Raw genomic sequence first — 15,581 nt, forward strand, 5'->3', positions numbered from 1 at the left:
TCAGAGGGTGATCTTGCAGCTCTGGCCGATGTCCAGGGTGCGCAGCATCCGCCCCATACCCAGCCACATGGCACAGGACAGCGCGAGGTCGGTCAGGAGTTCGTCGTCGAATTCCGCCGAACAACGTGCCCAGAACTCTTCGTCGTCGCGCAGCCCGGTGTGGTCGCGGGCGAACCGCTCGGCGAATTCCGCTGCCACGCGTTCCTGCGCGCTGTAACCGGGCCAGGTACGCCACTCATGAGCATGGTCGTAGAGGTCTTCGTCGACGCCGGCGGCGATCCCGTCCGAATCCCGGGTGTTCTGGCACACCACGCATTCGTTGTCCAGGGCGATCACCATCCGGGCCAACTCCCGAACCCGCATGGGCAGCCGGTTCTTGGTGTAGACCGCATTGGTGAAACCGGCCATGGCGACACCGATATCGGGTGACTTGAGCACCCACGCGGCAGCGTCATCGTCGGGAAAATCTCCGATTCGGCTCATGCTGCGAACAGTACGCCTGGAATCCAGGAATTGGAACGCGTTCTAGTTTTCTGTCATGGTGGGGCCGCCAGCGCCGGGCGGTCGTCGAGCCATTCGCGCTGTACCAGCATGCGGTGCGCGATGCGTTCCAGCGCCGCCTCGACCTGCAGCCGGTCCGGACGGCCCTGGTAGTCGGGAGACACCGCCAGCTTGTCGACGATCCGGCCGACCAACGCGGCGGTGACCGCGTTGACCTGGGCGGCGCCCGGCTGGGTCAGCCACAGTCGATCCCCGGTGCGCAGCGCGTAGCCGGTGTCGACCAACCGGTCGAAGACGGGCTCCAGTACCTCGGGCGGCACCCGCCGGTGCTCGGCGATCTCCGGCAGCGTCGCCGAACCGAAAGACTGGCTGTGCCGGTAGATCTGGACCAGCGCCCACAATCGGGCCACGTCGAGGTCGCAGCCGTGACTCCCGGCCAGGTTGCGCAGCCGGATCTCCGGTGAATCGCGGAACATCCGGGCCACCGCCCGTTCCAGGATGTCGTCCGGGGTTTCCGTGCCGGGCATCCCGAACCCGTCACCGAGGTCGGCGGCGGAGACCGCCTCGATCTCGCGCAACGGGATCTCCTTGAGGAAGAGGGCCACCACGAACCCGACCACCGCGACCGGCGCCGCACAGAGAAACACCAGACCGAGCGCGTCGGCGTACGCGTCGACGATCGGCGCGGCCACCTCGGCAGGCAACTGGTGCAAGTCTTTCGGGGACTGCGCCGCAGTCGCGGGCACCCCGCCCGCCGCCAGGGCCTGGGTGAGCCGGCCGGACAGGAAGTTGCTGAACAGCGAGCCGAAGATGGCCGCCCCGAACGAGCTGCCGATGGTCCGGAAGAAGGTCACGCCCGAGGTCGCGACACCGAGATCGTCGAACCGTGCGGTGTTCTGCACCACCAGCACCAGCACCTGCATGCACAGACCGATACCGGTGCCGAGCAGGAACAAATAGGCCGATTGCAGCCAGACCGAGGTCGCGGCCTCCATCCGGGACAGCAGGACGAAGGCGACCGCCATGACGGCCGTGCCGGCGATCGGGAACACCTTGTACCGGCCGGTGCGGCCGACCAGCGCACCACTGCCGATCGAGGTGAGCAGCATGCCCGCGACCATCGGCAGCGTGCGCAGACCAGAGGTGGTCGCCGATACGCCGTCGACGAACTGCATGAAGGTGGGCAGGAAGGTCATCGCGCCCAGCATCGCGAAGCCCACGATGAAGGCCAGCACACAGCACACGGTGAAGACCGGGCTGGCGAACAACCTGATCGGCAGAATCGGTTCGGCCGCACGGATTTCGGCCCATACGAAGGCGGCCAGGATGACCGTCGACCCCGCGAACAGGCCGATGATGACCGGCGACGACCACGCATATTCTGCGCCACCCCAGCTGGTGGCCAGGGTCAGGCCGGCCGCCCCGAGGCCCACCAGGACGATGCCCGGGTAGTCGATCACCGGTTTGGCGCGACCGGCCAGCGCAGGGATGGCCACGGCGGCCACCGCGAACACGACGACCGCCACGGGCACGTTGATCCAGAACGCCCAGCGCCAGGACAGATGGTCGGTGAAGAACCCACCCAGCAGCGGCCCGATCACGGTCGTCACGCCGAACACCGCCCCGAGCGCCCCCTGGTATCGGCCCCGATCGCGCAGCGGGATCACCTCGCCGATCACGGCGGTCGCGGTGACCATGATGGCGCCGCCGCCGATGCCCTGTAGCGCTCGCGCCGCGACCAACATCGTCATCGATTGCGCGAGCCCGCACAGCACCGAGCCCGCCAGGAAGAACACGATCGACACCTGGAAGACGGTCTTGCGGCCGAACAGGTCGCCGAGTTTGCCGACGATGCCGGTGGCGATGGTCGAGGCGAGCAGATAGCTTGTCACCACCCAGGATTGGTGGCCGGCGCCGCCCAGGTCGGCCACCACGGTGGGCAGTGCGGTGGCCACGATGGTCTGGTCGAGCGCCGCCAGCAGCATGCCCAGCAGCACGGCGACGAAGACGATATTGCGTCGTTGTGACCCGATTGCCCCGGCGGCGTCGGTATCCAGGCGTGCGGGTGCCTCGGTCATGGCGTCCTCCCCCGTTCACCCCGACCGCGCGATTATTAGCTTTGCTACCAATATACGTCACCGCCGGCCTCCGACGGTTGAGGTCGGCGGCCGGCGGCAGGCGTGTCGGGACGGGCTACTTGGGCGGACGGGATACGCACTGCGCGGAGTACAGCGCCTCGCCGAGCTTGTCCATCAGCTCCAGCTGCGTCTCCAGGTAGTCGATGTGCTTTTCCTCGTCGCCGAGGATCTGCTCGAACAGGTTCGCGGACACGGCATCTTGCTTCTCGCGGCACATGATGATGCCGGGCTTGAGCCGGGCCACCACCTCGTATTCGATCGCCAGGTCGGCCTCGAACTGTTCGCGCAGCGTCTGGCCGACCCGCAGGGAGAACAGCCGCTGATAATTCGGCAGCCCGTCGAGCAACAGGATGCGGTCGGTGATCCATTCCGCATGATGCATTTCCTCGATGGATTCCTCGCGCGTATGTTGCGCCAATTCGGTGAATCCCCAATTGTCTTGCATCTTCGAATGCAGGAAATATTGGTTGATGGCCGTGAGTTCACTGGTCAACTGTTCGTTGAGCAGCTTCAGAACTTCCGGATCGCCTTGCATTTTGCTCCTAAGCACCTTGAGGGCTGGTCAAGCGTTGCTCTTGCCGTGCACGTCTGAATCTAGTCCAGGCCGGACCAGGCGGCGAGCGCTTCGGCGGCGATTCGAGTCGACTCGGTAACGAGTCCGTCCACTCCATAGGTGAGGCTAACCCCAGTAAGCGGGGGTGAGATGGACTGCCTGTCCTAACTAAGGTTACACTTCCCTTACCTTGAAGGGCGGTGCCGCCGGCGCCGCGGTCCGGCGGCGACGGAGGTGATGACCAGTGGGCGAATATCATTTACATTCGCTCATTCTGGCCGCCGATTATCGCGTCGACAATCCGGAATCGATGTGGAATTCCCTGAAAGCCCGCCAGGACTCGCTGGCGAATATCGATGCCCATCACGTCGTGCTTTACACCTCGATCTGGGAACCCGGCCGAATTCTGGTGACAATCGGCATTTCACATCCGAATTCCGTGCGTGAAGTGCTGCGGTCGCCGGCCATCTTCGACCTTTTCGACATTTCCGGCGTCGACGACATCCCGGCGATCTTCGCCGGCGAAGTCGTGGAGAAGATCGACCTCGACGACGGTGACCCCGGCCCCGCCGAGAACGCCGTCGCCGGGGTGATCGTCGGCGTGGTCACCACCGTCGACAGCGTCGACGACCTGATGATGAAGCTGCACGGGGCACGGGACCGGCTCCGGCAGTCCGGCATCCGCAAAATCTGGGTCTACCACGCGTTCGACGACGGACACGAGGTACTGATCCTGCAGGAGATCGAGAACGAAGCCCGCGCCCGGCGCTGGATCGACCACCCCGACGCCGCGGCCGAGTGGATGTCCCGGGCCGGGTTCGGGGCCTACCCGTCCCTGTTCGTCGGCAAGTTCGCCCATCTGATGACGGTGGGGGGCTGAGTCGTGTTCGTCTGCCTGTGCACCGGCGCCACCACCCAGGCCGTCAGTGAGGCCGTGGCGGCGGGCGCCACCACGTCCAAACAGATCGCCGAGGCCTGCGGGGCCGGCTCGGACTGCGGCCGGTGCCGCCGCACCTTGCGCGCGATCCTGGCGGCATCACGCGAATGTCCGGTGCACGCCGCCGGCTAACCCCTCTTTTCGACGAACGACGCCAGCGCGTCCACGTTGGCCGCTTGGCCCAGCAGTTCGGCGAACAACGCGTTCTCCCGTTCGCTGGCCGCGGCGATCCCCGGCCGCACCGGTTCGAGCATCGTCTTCTTCACCGCCAGCAAGCTGTTCAGCGGGCGGGACGCCAGCACGTCGGCATGCCGACGCGCCTCGGCCAGCAACGCCTCGGGCTCACACACCTTGAACACCAGCCCCATCCGCAGCGCCTCGGCAGCGTCGATCCACTCCGAGGACATCAGCAGCCAGGCCGCGTTCTGCCGGCCGATCAACCGCGGTAACAGATAGGACGACGCAGCCTCCGGCGGCACCCCCAGACTGGTGAACGGACATTTCAGCCGCGCCGTGCTGGACATGAAGGCCAGGTCGGCATAGCCCAAGATGGTGGCCCCGATACCCAGGCCGACCCCGTTGACCGCGCAGATGAACGGTTTCGGGAACGCGGCCAGCGCCTCGATCATGCCGCGGAAACCGTGCTTGCCCGGTTGGTAGTCGGGGTCGGTGACCAGCTTCTGCATCTCCACCAGGTCATTGCCCGCGCTGAACGCACGGCCGGCACCGGTGAGGAGCACCACGGACACCTCGGGGTCGTCGGCCGCGGCCAGCAGGGCCTCGGTGGTCGCGTCGTAGAGCGCCTCGCTGAAGGCGTTGAGCGACTCGGGCCGGTTCAGGGTGAGGGTACGTACGCGGTTGTCATCCGCGATCAAAAGTGTCACGGCGCAAGCGTAGGTGCCGGGCGCCACATCGGGTACCGGCTGGTCGGCACCGTGTCGATATCGCGGTCCGCGCCGAACCGCGCCACGCTGGCGGCCATCCGGCCCATCCGGTCGGCCAGATCCGCGTCGTCGGCCGCCCCGAAGAATGCGTGCAGATCCGAGACGGCCTCGAGCGGGAAGAGCTCTTCGACGATCGCGTCGATACGCGGCGCCCCGTCGGTGAGCGCGCGCACCACCGTGTTCTGGGTGTAGCCGAACGTGGCCTGGGTGGCCATCGCCACCGGCGTGTGGTCCAGGTGCCAGCGGGCCAGCCAGGTGGCCTGGTCCAGGTCGGCCGGTCTGCGCAGCATCGCCACATTGGCCAAGCCCGGGGTGCGTGCGCCCGGCAGCCCGTCCGGGGCGGGCATCGGCACCGATTCGGTGACCAGATACGCTGCCAGACAATCACATTCGGCAGAAAGCAGATCAAGCGCGGCCGTCACCGCCGTCCCGTAGTACTGCTGGGTCCAGATGCTGACCACGGCGACGACCGGTGGGTCCAGGGTGGTCAGGGTCATCAGCGAGGCGCGCACCGCGTCGTCACGCACGTTGACCGTCAGGCCGGGCAGACCCAATTCGGACAAGGCCGACGCGACCGGGCTGCGCAGCCGCCGGCACCACTGCTCGTCCGCCTCGGCGCGGCGCAGCGTCACCATCACCTTTTCCATCCACCGAAAATAACAACACGCCCCGCGATTCGGCCGCGGGCGCCACGACACCGGACACGTTTACCCAACCGCCTCGGTAACGCCGAGCAGAACGCGAAACGTACGAGAATGAAGGGGTGAGTAAGGCCGCAGGGTGAGCAGGGCCAGAACACTCGGGCTGACGCTGTACGAGTTCGGCGCGGTGGCACGCAGCCTGCTCGGCGTGCTGGCGGTCGCGGCGATCGCGCTCTATCTCGGGACGCCCGGCGCGGCCGTCGCCGCGGGCGGCGCCGCTGCCCTGGCCGGTGCCACCGCGCTGCAGGACAGCCCGCGCAGCCGGATCCCGATCGTCGTCACGGTCTCGGTGGAGATGGCAGTGGCGGTGGCTGTCGGCGGGCTCACCAGTGGGTGGGCTCCCCTGTTTCTCGTCGCGGTGGCGGCGTGGTGCTTTCTGGCCGGGATGCAGTGGGCGCTGAGCGCCAACGCCGGCATGCTGGCCTCCGGCGCCGCGGTACTGCTGGTCACCGCCTCCCCGACGGGGGCCAGTGACACCACGGTGCTGATGTCGGCCGGTCTGGCGTTGCTGGGCGGGTTGACCCAGGCGGTGCTGATCGCGGTCTGGCCGCAACGCCGATGGCGTGACCAAAGCGAAGCCCTCACCCAGGCTTACCGCGCCCTCGGGACGGAGGCCCACCGACTCGCGACCGAGCCAGGCGCCCAGATCGACCGAATGCCCTTGATCCGGCTGCGGGAGGCCTTCACCCTCAGCGAAGCACAGGCGCGGCGGCGGCCGCCGGCCTACCGGGGTTGGTACGGACTGCCGGAGCGGATCGCGGTGACGCTGACGGCACTGGGCCGTGAAGGCCCCCGGGACCCGGCCGCCGCGGACACCCTGCGCGCCACGGGAGACCTGCTCGAGCTGATAGCCAGGCGCGCGCATCGTCGCGAGGTGGGTCCCGCGCTGGCCCGCCTCAACGCGGCGGCCGACGCCACCGATGGCACCACCGCCGTCGTGGCCCAGCGGCTGTACCGTCAACTGTCCGAAGCCGTCGAGTTGCGGTTCGGGCAATTCGAACCCGAACAGGTGGCCCAGTTGCGGCGACCGGGGCTACCTGATTCGTGGGCGGCAGCCGTCGACCTGATGCGGGCGCAACTGCATTGGCGCTCACCGATCTTGCGGCACGCCGTCCGATTGGCGATCGCGGTGACCGCCGGGATGGCAATGGCCAGGGCCAGCGGATCCGAGCACGCGTACTGGATCGCGGTGACGGTGCTCATGGTGCTACGCCCCGAGACGGCACATACCTACACCCGCTGCGTCGGGCGGATCACCGGCACCGCGATCGGTGTGATCGCGGCGTCGACCGTCACCGCACTGTTGCACCCGGGTGGTCTTCTGTCGGCGGCACTGGCCGTGGCATGCCTGGGAATCGCCTATCTCGGAGCCGAATTCGGGTACTTCGCGGTGAGCGCAGCGCTGGCCGCCGCAATCATCTTCTTGCTGGACGTGGGCGGGTCCGTCGACGCCGCCGCCGTTGAGCAACGCTGGTTGGCCACCATTGTCGGCGGGGCCCTGGCGATTATCGTGCACGTCGCGCTTCCCGACAACGCGCTGGTGCGACTGCGGCAGCGGGCCGGCGAACTGTTGAAGACCGAGATCGACTACGCCGCCGCGGTGATCAAGGCCTTCGTGCACGATGTCGACCATCCCGCCGAAACGCTGTCGACCGCCTGGCAGCGTGCGGCCAGCGCGCGCACCGCGTTCGAGGCCGCGGTCGGGGCCACCCGGACCGAGGACCCCGCGATACGCCGGTGGTTGCGCCCCTACCGCGCCGCACTGAACGCGGTCACCACCAGTTGCGCCACGCTGGAGTCCACCTTGCCTGTGCACCCGTCATCCACCCTGAGCCGTGAATTCACCAGCGCCATCGACGGTTACGTCAAGGCACTGATGGGCAATCCGGCCACACCGGCCGCTCCGTGGCGGGTGGACACCGAGCAACTCAACGCCGCATCGATCGCGGTGCGCGACGCCGCGCCGTTGCTGGGCCCCGACGACGGCCCGGCGCGGGTGCTCGTCGGCGAACTCGCCACGATCACCCGGGTGCTGGTCGACGTCGCCAACGCCGGCCCGGCAACCTCGGCCGCCGGTTAACCCCTGGCCCACTTCGGTCGGATGAACACTCCCTCGGCCTGCACGGTGGGACCGTCCGCGTCGGCGATCAGTCCGGCCGCGAATGTCTTGACCCCTTCGGTGCGCACGATCGCCGCCTCGATGTGCAAGGCGCCCAGCGGGGTCGGCCGCAGATACCGGACACTGATGGTGCCGGTGAGCCTGGGACTGGTGGCCGGGCTGGCCGATTCACCGAGCACGTGATCCAGCAACAGTGCGGCCACCCCGCCGTGCACATGTCCCGGCGGGCCCTCATACGCCGCACCCAGCACGAAATCGGCGAATACCGATCCGTCGGCGTTGCGCTGCACGGCCAGCGGCGGCGCGATCGGGTTGCGCAGCCCGATCACCGCGTTCCCCCAGGGCATCCGGTCGCCCTCGGCGGTGAAGCGCACACCGAAGGGGCCGTCGAGCTGTTGCCGTTGCAGGATTGCGGTCGCCGCGTCGATGTGCGCCCTGGCCGCGGCCACCGCATCGGCGTCGGCCTCCGAGCGGATGGTGGCATCGATCAGCTCACGCACCGACTCGGTCAGCGGCCGGTAGACGGTGCGCAAGCGCTCGACGTCCTCGGCGCTGAGGTCCTCGAGGGTGAAGTCCAGCATGGAAGAACTAGAACATGTTCTAAGTGTCGTGTCGAGTCCCGCAAACGGCACGCGGCCGCAAAAGTTCGTACGATGGCGTGACATGGCGGCAGCACGGACAGACGGATCGCGGCAGGAACTGCCCGCAACTCTCGTCGACGTCGCCGGAAACCGGGTACGCGACGCGATCCTGAGCGGGGCGCTGAGCCCCGGCGAGAAGATCGTCGAGGAACAACTGTGCGCAGACCTCGGCATCAGCCGGGCACCGCTGCGCGAGGCCTTGCGCCTGCTGACACAGCAGGGCCTGGTGGAGCATCTCCCCCGGCGCGGGTCGCGGGTCACCGACTGGTCCCCGTCGGACATCCTGCAGCTGTTCGATCTCCGGCAGGTGCTCGAGCGGCATGCCGTCGAACTCGCGATGCCGCTCGCCGACCCGGACTCCGCGCTGGAACCGGTACGGCTGGCGCTCGATGACATGGCCTGTGCGACAGACCCTCTGGACCGCGACGACGCGCACCGCCGCTTCCACGCCGCGGTCGTCGGACTCGCCGACAACCACCAGCTGGATCTGGTGCTGGAGCCGATTCTGCTGAAACTGCAGCTGCCGATGGCGATGAACCTGCGCGAAGAGGCCCGACATCACCACGCCAGCGACGGCGTCGAGCGGCACCGGGCGATCCTGACCGCACTGGAGTCCAATGACGCCGCGACTGTCATCACGGCCCTCGAACAGCACGGACACCTGCGCTATCTGAACCTGGCGACCCAGTGAGGCGCTAACACGATCGACACATGGCCGTACCGCGATCGCCATGATTCTGTCGACAATCGACAGACATGGGAACAGCCGCCAACGGTCCATCGATCGGTCCGTCGATTGCCGAGATCCTCGATTCGCACGCCGGCGGCACCGGCTCGCCGGTCAAGACGGCGGCCCGGGTCGCCGACGCGATCGCCGCCCGCGGCGACGACGGGACCTGGCTGTCCACCGTCGCGCGCGACGAATTGCTGGCAGCGGCCGCTGAGATCGAGAGTCGGCCCGGGGCAAGGACTTTGCCGCTGTACGGCGTGCCGTTCGGGGTCAAGGACAGCATCGACGTCGCCGGTGTCCCCACCACGCTGTCCTGCCCGGACTACGCCTACGTCGCCGAGCGCACCGCCCCGGCGGTACAGCGGCTGCTGGACGCGGGCGCGCTCTATGTCGGCAAGACCAATCTCGACCAGTTCGCCACCGGTCTCAACGGAACCCGCACCCCCTACACCGTGCCGCGCAGCGTGTTCGGCAACGATCTCATCTCCGGCGGTTCCAGCTCGGGCTCGGCCCTCGCCGTCGCGCTGGGCCAGGTGCCCTTCGCGGTGGCCACCGACACCGCGGGATCGGGGCGTGTCCCGGCGGCCCTCAACGGGGTGGTCGGTTTCAAGCCCTCCCGGGGACTGATCAGCACCGTAGGGTTGGTGCCGGCCTGCAAGTCGCTGGACTGCCTGAGCGTGATGGCCGGCTGCATCGACGATGTCGACCGGGTTTTCGACGTCCTGGCCGGGCGCGATGACGGCGACCCGTGGTCGCGGGATCGCGGCCCGCGGTACGGCGGGACGCCGATCCGGGTCGGGCTACCCCCGGCCGCCGAACTCGAGTTCTTCGGTGACGATGCGATGCGCGCCGCCCACCTCGGATTCCGGGAACACCTGGAACGGCAGACCGTCACCGTCGAGGTGTCCCTGGCGCCGTTCCTGGCCGCGGGGACGCTGCTCTATCAAGGGCCGTGGGTGGCCGAGCGCCTGGTCGAGTTCGGCGATTTTCTTGCCGAACAACCAGATTCGATCCACCCGGTGGTGCGGGACATCTTTCGCGGCGGCCTCAACTACACCGCGGTGGACGCGTTCGCCGCCTTGCAGAAGCTGCAGGAGCTCAAGGCCGAGGTCGCCCGACTGTGGGAGTCCATGGACGTGTTGGTGGTGCCCACCATCGGCACCACCTTCACCGTCGAGCAGGTGCTCGCGCGGCCCATCGACTGCAACACGATGCTGGGCCACTACACGCACTTCGGCAATCTGCTCGACCTGCTCGGCGTCGCGGTGCCGCTCGGGGTGACCAGCGACGGGCGGCCCTACAGCGCGATGCTGCTGGGCAACGCGCTCTCCGACGACACCGTGCTGACGCTGGCCGCGCAGATCCTCGACGAACCCCGGATCGCCACCGTGGCAACCGGAGCCGCCACCGCGTCGACCGTCAAGGAGGAGATATGACAGCCCAGCCAGCAGCCGAAGGCGGATCGCCCATGTCTGCGTCCGTCCCCGCCGAACCGTCGGCGTTCACGCTGGAACCGGGGCGGACGGCGTTGATCGTCATCGACATGCAACGGGATTTCCTGCTGCCCGGCGGTTTCGGGGAAAGCCTGGGCAATGACGTGCACCAGTTGCTGAAGGTGGTCGGGCCACTTGCCGACCTGATCGCGGCGGCGCGCGCGGCCGGCCTGCTGGTGATCCACACCAGAGAGGGCCACCAGCCCGACCTGTCGGACTGCCCGCCCGCCAAGCTCAATCGGGGCGCACCGTCGCAACGCATCGGCGACCCCGGCAAGTACGGGCGCATCCTCATCCGCGGCGAGTACGGCCACGACATCGTCGACGAACTGGCGCCGATCGCGGGCGAGGTGGTGATCGACAAGCCGGGCAAGGGGGCGTTCTACGCCACCGATCTGCAGGACGTGCTGACCGGTGCCGGTATCACCCAACTGTTGATCACCGGCGTCACCACCGAGGTGTGCGTGCACACCACCACACGCGAGGCCAACGACCGCGGCTACGAGTGCCTGGTGGTATCCGACTGCGTCGGTTCGTATTTCCCGGAATTCCAGCGGGTGGGGCTGGAAATGATCACGGCCCAGGGGGGCATTTTCGGGTGGGTCGCCGACACGGCGGCCGTCATTCCCGCACTGCAACAACTCACTCCGCACGCCGCCTGAAAGGACCCCGCCCGTGTCCACCGACGTCACCGATCCCCCCGCGCCGTCCGACACCCCCAAACCCGGGATCGCGATCCCCTGGTGGACTCGCGGGGACACCAACGCGTTCTTCGGGCTGGGGTTCAACATCCTGGTCAACGTCCTGACCCTGACCGGGTTGATGATCGGCGTCGTCAACGTGCCACCGGGTGATGTGCTGGGCACCATCCTGCCCGCCCTGGGCGTGGCGCTGATCCTCGGCAATCTGTACTACACGTTCCTGGCGCGCCGATTGGCCCGGCGCGAGAACCGAACGGACGTCACGGCTTTACCGTACGGCCCCAGCGTGCCGCACATGTTCATCGTGGTGTTCGTCGTCATGCTGCCGGTGTACCTGAACACCAAGGACGCCATGGCGGCCTGGCAGGCCGGGCTGGCCTGGGCATTCATGATCGGCGTCATCGTGATGATCGGCGCCTTCGTCGGACCCTATATCCGCAAGCTGACCCCGCGCGCGGCAATGCTGGGCACCCTGGCCGGTATCTCGATCACCTTCATCTCGATGCGGCCGGCCGCCCAGATGTGGGAGGCGGCCTGGATCGGCCTGCCGGTCATGGCGATCATCCTCATCGGCTTCTTCACCGACATGAAGTTGCCGTTCGGCATCCCCGTCGGCCTGGCCGCCCTGCTGGTCGGCACCGCGATCGGGTGGATCGGCGGGTTCATGTCGGCACCCGATGTGGGACAGGCGGTTTCGGATATCGCCATCGGCATCCCCGATCTTCGGGTGGACATGCTGTTCTCCGGCCTGTCGCATCTGGCCCCGCTGCTGGGCACCGCGATACCGCTGGGCGTCTACAACTTCACCGAGGCAATGAGCAACGTGGAGAGCGCGGCCGCCGCGGGTGACAACTACAACCTGCGCAGTGTGCTGCTGGCCGACGGCGCCGGCGCGGTGATCGGGTCGGCATTCGGCTCGCCGTTCCCGCCCGCGGTGTACATCGGTCACCCCGGCTGGAAGGACGCCGGCGGCCGCGCCGGTTACTCGCTGGCCAGTGGTGTGGTGATCGGTATCTTCTGCTTCCTCGGCCTGTTCGGGGTGCTGGACGCGCTGCTGCCGGTGCCGGCGATCGTGCCGATCCTGCTCTACATCGGTCTGCTGATCGGGGCGCAGGCGTTCCAGGCGGTGCCGCGACTGCACGCCGTCGCCGTCGTCGCCGCCATCCTGCCCAACCTGGCGCAGTGGGCCAGCGGGCTGATCGACAACGCCTTGAACGCGGCGGGCACGTCTGCATCGAAGGTCGGATTGGAGGCACTCAACGGTGCGGGTGTGGTCTACGACGGCCTGTTGACCCTCGGCGAGGGTGCGGTGCTGGTGGGCCTGATCCTGGGCACCATGGTGACGTTCATCCTGGAGAAGAAGTTCCTCTACGCGGCGATCGCCTCGGTGGTCGGTGCCGCCCTGTCCTTCATCGGGCTGATCCACGCCCCCGAGGTGGCCTGGGCGGCCAATCCGCAAGTCGCCCTGGGCTATCTGTTCTTCGGGATCGTCTGCGCGGCCTATGCGCTGCTGCCCGGCTCGAAGGACCCGGTCGAGGTCGACGAGTCCGATATCGTCGCCGGCCACTAGCGATCTGTGCACGTTCTGTCACGCTCACCGTTACCGAACGTGCACAACTCACGCCGGGACGAAGGGAACCTCGGCGCCGGGGGCGAGCACGACGTACATCCGGCGCCAGGGGTCCGTGCCGACGAGTTCCCATTGGTGGCCCGTCCCGGTGGTGTCCTCGGCCAGCAACACGTCGCCGGGGTGCAGCGTGAACGTCTCGTGGTCACGGGTCGAGAACCGCAAGGTGCCGGCCAGGGTCACCACCAGTTGGCGCACCGGCGCGGTATGCCAGGCCAGCGATCCGCCGCCGGCGGTCTCCTCCACCGTGACATGGGCGGCCGACATCGCCACCGACACCAGGTCCGCGTTGCGGCCGGGCGTCATGTCCAGCGTGCCGACATCCACATGCGAGCCGCCGTCGTCACCGGTCCACAACCGCACACATCGGATCATGGGGCTCACCGTAGTCGCCGGCCCGTCGTTCGGCTCACGCATCTGCACAACGCTTCTCGCCGCGCCCGCCACTGAATTAACGTGCGTGCGGTGAGCACAGCAACCGAGCCCTATTACGACCTGGGGTCCTACCACCGGCCCGTCGAGACACCCGATCCGCAGGCACAGGCGTGGTTCGACCGCGGCATGGTCTGGGCGTACGCCTTCAATCACGAAGAAGCGGTGCGCTGTTTCGAGCGTGCGCTCGCCCTCGACCCCGACCTGGCCATCGCCCGCTGGGGCATCGCCTACTCGGTCGGCCCGAACTACAACAAGGCGTGGGAGGCGTTCGATCCGGTGGACCTGGCTGCGTCCCTGCACCGCGCCCGCGCCGAATTGGCCCGGGCGTCCAGCGGGCGCGCGTCGGTGCCGGAGCGGGCGCTGATCGACGCGCTGAGCGTCCGCTTCCCCACCGACGATCCCGGTGACGCCGCGGCGCTGGAGGCCGGGCACGGCGCCTACGCCGACGCGATGACGCGGGTCGCCGCGGAGCACCCCGGCGATGTCGACGTCGCCGCGCTGACGGCCGACGCGCTGCTCAACGTCACCGCGTGGGCGCTGTGGGACGGCGCGACCGGGCGGCCCGCCCCCGGTTCCCGGGTGCTGGCCGCGGTGCACATCCTGGACGACGCGCTGAGCACCGACGCCGGACGGAGGCACCCGGGCGTACTGCACCTGTATCTGCATGCCCTGGAGATGTCGGCGCACCCGGAGGACGCGCTGCCCGCCGCCGATCTGCTGCGGGGCCTGGTGCCCGACGCCGGTCACCTGCAGCACATGCCCAGTCATATCGACGTGCTGTGCGGCGACTACCGCTCCTCGATCCTGGCCAACCAGGCCGCGGTGCGCGCCGATCGTCGATTCGTGCGGCGCGAGGGGCCGCTGAACTTCTACTCGCTGTACCGGGCGCACGATCTGCACTTCGTGGTCTATTCGGCGATGTTCGAGGGACGGTCGCAGGTGGCGCTGGACGCCGCCGACGAGTTGTCCGGTCAGCTGAGCCCCGAGCTGCTGGCGATCGAATCCCCGCCGATGGCCGATTGGCTGGAGGCATTCGTGCCGCTGCGGGTGCACGTGTTGGTGCGGTTCGGGCGCTGGGACGAACTGATCACCACACCACTGCCGGACGACCAGCAGCTGTACTGCACCACCACCGCCACCATCCACTACGGCCGCGGCGTCGCGCACGCCGCCAAGGGGCAGCTCCCTCAGGCCCACGCCGAGCGGGCCGCACTGGCGGCCGCCCACGACCGCATCCCGGACACCCGGTACCTGTTCAACAACACCAGCCGCGACATCCTGGCCATCGCGGTGGCCATGCTGGACGGCGAAATCGCCTACCGGGAAGGGCGTTTCGACGACGCGTTCACCCACCTGCGGGCGGCCATCGCGCTCGACGACGCGCTGCCCTACGACGAGCCGTGGGGCTGGATGCAGCCCACCCGGCACGCCTACGGGGCGTTGCTGCTGGAGCAGGGCCGGGTCGAGGAGGCCGCCGCGGTGTACGCGGCGGACCTGGGACTGGACGGCACACTGCGCCGGTCCTGTCAGCATCCCGGCAACGTGTGGAGCCTGCACGGCTACCACGAGTGCCTGCAGCGTCTGGGCCGCGACGCCGAGGCGGCGATCATCGGTCAGCAACTCACCCTGGCCATCGCCCGCGCCGACGTACCGGTACTGGCATCGTGTGCCTGCCGGCTGGAAGTGGTCACCACCGCGAAAGGCTGTCACTAAGGGCGCGTCCGCTGCGCGAAGCGAGCGTGGCAGTACTAAGGTGTTGGCAGGCAGGGGTTTCGCGACTCGCAACGGGGCGACGCGCGAGGGCCCCTGGCCGTTGGGGGAACAGTGACCATGTCCACTACGCACCGACCGGACGCACCCTTGTCGGCGCTCGTCGACATCATCAAGTTCGCGGTCGCGGAGTCGGTCCGGTCGGCCGGCGGAAACCAGCTCGATATCGATCGGGTGGCGGTCGCGGCCGCCTACGCGGCATGGTGTTGGGGTTCGGCGTCGGCATTCGAGACCGTCCCCCAGGTATGTCATCAGACCTAGCGGGTGCCTCCACCGGCGGTGAGTAGGCTC

16 protein-coding genes are annotated in these 15,581 nt (G+C 68.2%); 9 read left to right on the forward strand and 7 right to left on the reverse strand.

The features are described from left to right. The 3 genes from AWB94_RS31570 to bfr form a co-directional block, all read right to left on the reverse strand. Positions 1-483, reverse strand: coding sequence for a carboxymuconolactone decarboxylase family protein (locus AWB94_RS31570; protein WP_024451362.1), 483 nt, complete (start codon positions 481-483; stop codon positions 1-3). Between the two features lie 53 nt (positions 484-536). Then, complete coding sequence (locus AWB94_RS31575) at positions 537-2,579, reverse strand: MDR family MFS transporter (RefSeq protein WP_062657003.1); 2,043 nt, start codon at positions 2,577-2,579, stop codon at positions 537-539. Between the two features lie 115 nt (positions 2,580-2,694). Further along, positions 2,695-3,174: a bacterioferritin gene (bfr, locus tag AWB94_RS31580; RefSeq protein WP_024451360.1), complete on the reverse strand. Its 480-nt coding sequence runs from the start codon at positions 3,172-3,174 to the stop codon at positions 2,695-2,697. Positions 3,175-3,436: 262 nt separating this feature from the next. On the opposite strand from bfr, the gene AWB94_RS31585 reads away from it, so the two are divergent. Beyond that, positions 3,437-4,072: a hypothetical protein gene (locus AWB94_RS31585; protein WP_062657002.1), complete on the forward strand. Its 636-nt coding sequence runs from the start codon at positions 3,437-3,439 to the stop codon at positions 4,070-4,072. Between the two features lie 3 nt (positions 4,073-4,075). Beyond that, complete coding sequence (locus AWB94_RS31590) at positions 4,076-4,261, forward strand: (2Fe-2S)-binding protein (protein ID WP_024451358.1); 186 nt, start codon at positions 4,076-4,078, stop codon at positions 4,259-4,261. Here AWB94_RS31590 and AWB94_RS31595 read toward each other — a convergent pair. Together AWB94_RS31595 and AWB94_RS31600 are read right to left on the reverse strand one after the other, a co-directional pair. After that, entirely contained in the window at positions 4,258-5,013 is a 756-nt protein-coding gene (locus AWB94_RS31595; protein WP_062657060.1) for an enoyl-CoA hydratase/isomerase family protein, read from the reverse strand. The genes AWB94_RS31590 and AWB94_RS31595 overlap by 4 nt on opposite strands. Continuing rightward, positions 5,010-5,720 (reverse strand): EthD domain-containing protein, encoded by a 711-nt coding sequence (locus tag AWB94_RS31600; RefSeq protein WP_062657001.1) that lies wholly within the window; start codon positions 5,718-5,720, stop codon positions 5,010-5,012. The genes AWB94_RS31595 and AWB94_RS31600 overlap by 4 nt, the downstream gene beginning before the upstream one ends. Positions 5,721-5,853: 133 nt before the next feature. On the opposite strand from AWB94_RS31600, the gene AWB94_RS31605 reads away from it, so the two are divergent. Further along, positions 5,854-7,854 carry an FUSC family protein gene (locus AWB94_RS31605; RefSeq protein ID WP_062657000.1) on the forward strand — a complete coding sequence of 667 codons (2,001 nt, stop codon included), beginning with the start codon at positions 5,854-5,856 and terminating at the stop codon, positions 7,852-7,854. Here the strand turns inward: AWB94_RS31605 and AWB94_RS31610 are convergent. Then, positions 7,851-8,474, reverse strand: coding sequence for a PaaI family thioesterase (locus AWB94_RS31610; RefSeq protein ID WP_062656999.1), 624 nt, complete (start codon positions 8,472-8,474; stop codon positions 7,851-7,853). The genes AWB94_RS31605 and AWB94_RS31610 overlap by 4 nt on opposite strands. A gap of 82 nt (positions 8,475-8,556) precedes the next feature. Between AWB94_RS31610 and AWB94_RS31615 the strand changes: the two genes are divergently transcribed. From AWB94_RS31615 to AWB94_RS31630, 4 genes are all read left to right on the forward strand, one after another. Next, the gene (locus AWB94_RS31615; RefSeq protein ID WP_062656998.1) at positions 8,557-9,225 is read left to right on the forward strand and encodes a GntR family transcriptional regulator; all 669 of its coding nucleotides are present in this window, start codon (positions 8,557-8,559) and stop codon (positions 9,223-9,225) included. Positions 9,226-9,290: 65 nt separating this feature from the next. After that, positions 9,291-10,700 (forward strand): allophanate hydrolase, encoded by a 1,410-nt coding sequence (locus tag AWB94_RS31620; RefSeq protein ID WP_062656997.1) that lies wholly within the window; start codon positions 9,291-9,293, stop codon positions 10,698-10,700. Between the two features lie 32 nt (positions 10,701-10,732). Beyond that, the gene (locus tag AWB94_RS31625) at positions 10,733-11,419 is read left to right on the forward strand and encodes a cysteine hydrolase family protein (protein WP_062656996.1); all 687 of its coding nucleotides are present in this window, start codon (positions 10,733-10,735) and stop codon (positions 11,417-11,419) included. Between the two features lie 13 nt (positions 11,420-11,432). After that, a complete protein-coding gene (locus AWB94_RS31630; protein ID WP_062656995.1) occupies positions 11,433-13,028 on the forward strand; it encodes a SulP family inorganic anion transporter in 1,596 nt (531 codons plus the stop codon). Positions 13,029-13,076: 48 nt separating this feature from the next. Here the strand turns inward: AWB94_RS31630 and AWB94_RS31635 are convergent, their stop codons facing one another. Continuing rightward, positions 13,077-13,502, reverse strand: coding sequence for a cupin domain-containing protein (locus tag AWB94_RS31635; RefSeq protein ID WP_420092933.1), 426 nt, complete (start codon positions 13,500-13,502; stop codon positions 13,077-13,079). A gap of 48 nt (positions 13,503-13,550) precedes the next feature. Between AWB94_RS31635 and AWB94_RS31640 the strand changes: the two genes are divergently transcribed. Together AWB94_RS31640 and AWB94_RS31645 are read left to right on the forward strand one after the other, a co-directional pair. Beyond that, positions 13,551-15,233, forward strand: a complete 1,683-nt coding sequence (locus AWB94_RS31640; protein ID WP_062657059.1) for a tetratricopeptide repeat protein — start codon at positions 13,551-13,553, stop codon at positions 15,231-15,233. A gap of 117 nt (positions 15,234-15,350) precedes the next feature. Beyond that, a complete protein-coding gene (locus tag AWB94_RS31645; protein WP_081664638.1) occupies positions 15,351-15,551 on the forward strand; it encodes a hypothetical protein in 201 nt (66 codons plus the stop codon). Positions 15,552-15,581 lie beyond the last annotated feature (30 nt).

Source organism: Mycolicibacterium canariasense (genome assembly GCF_002101555.1).
Taxonomy (GTDB): domain Bacteria; phylum Actinomycetota; class Actinomycetes; order Mycobacteriales; family Mycobacteriaceae; genus Mycobacterium; species Mycobacterium canariasense.

Excerpts from the sequence above, each read along its gene's own strand:
- AWB94_RS31570 (WP_024451362.1), bottom strand. The coding sequence starts at position 483 with ATGAGCCGAATCGGAGATTTTCCCGACGATGACGCTGCCGCGTGGGTG.
- AWB94_RS31575 (WP_062657003.1), bottom strand. The coding sequence starts at position 2,579 with ATGACCGAGGCACCCGCACGCCTGGATACCGACGCCGCCGGGGCAATC.
- bfr (WP_024451360.1), bottom strand. The coding sequence starts at position 3,174 with ATGCAAGGCGATCCGGAAGTTCTGAAGCTGCTCAACGAACAGTTGACC.
- AWB94_RS31600 (WP_062657001.1), bottom strand. The coding sequence starts at position 5,720 with ATGGAAAAGGTGATGGTGACGCTGCGCCGCGCCGAGGCGGACGAGCAG.
- AWB94_RS31610 (WP_062656999.1), bottom strand. The coding sequence starts at position 8,474 with ATGCTGGACTTCACCCTCGAGGACCTCAGCGCCGAGGACGTCGAGCGC.
- AWB94_RS31615 (WP_062656998.1), top strand. The coding sequence starts at position 8,557 with ATGGCGGCAGCACGGACAGACGGATCGCGGCAGGAACTGCCCGCAACT.
- AWB94_RS31620 (WP_062656997.1), top strand. The coding sequence starts at position 9,291 with ATGGGAACAGCCGCCAACGGTCCATCGATCGGTCCGTCGATTGCCGAG.
- AWB94_RS31625 (WP_062656996.1), top strand. The coding sequence starts at position 10,733 with ATGTCTGCGTCCGTCCCCGCCGAACCGTCGGCGTTCACGCTGGAACCG.
- AWB94_RS31635 (WP_420092933.1), bottom strand. The coding sequence starts at position 13,502 with ATGCGTGAGCCGAACGACGGGCCGGCGACTACGGTGAGCCCCATGATC.
- AWB94_RS31645 (WP_081664638.1), top strand. The coding sequence starts at position 15,351 with ATGTCCACTACGCACCGACCGGACGCACCCTTGTCGGCGCTCGTCGAC.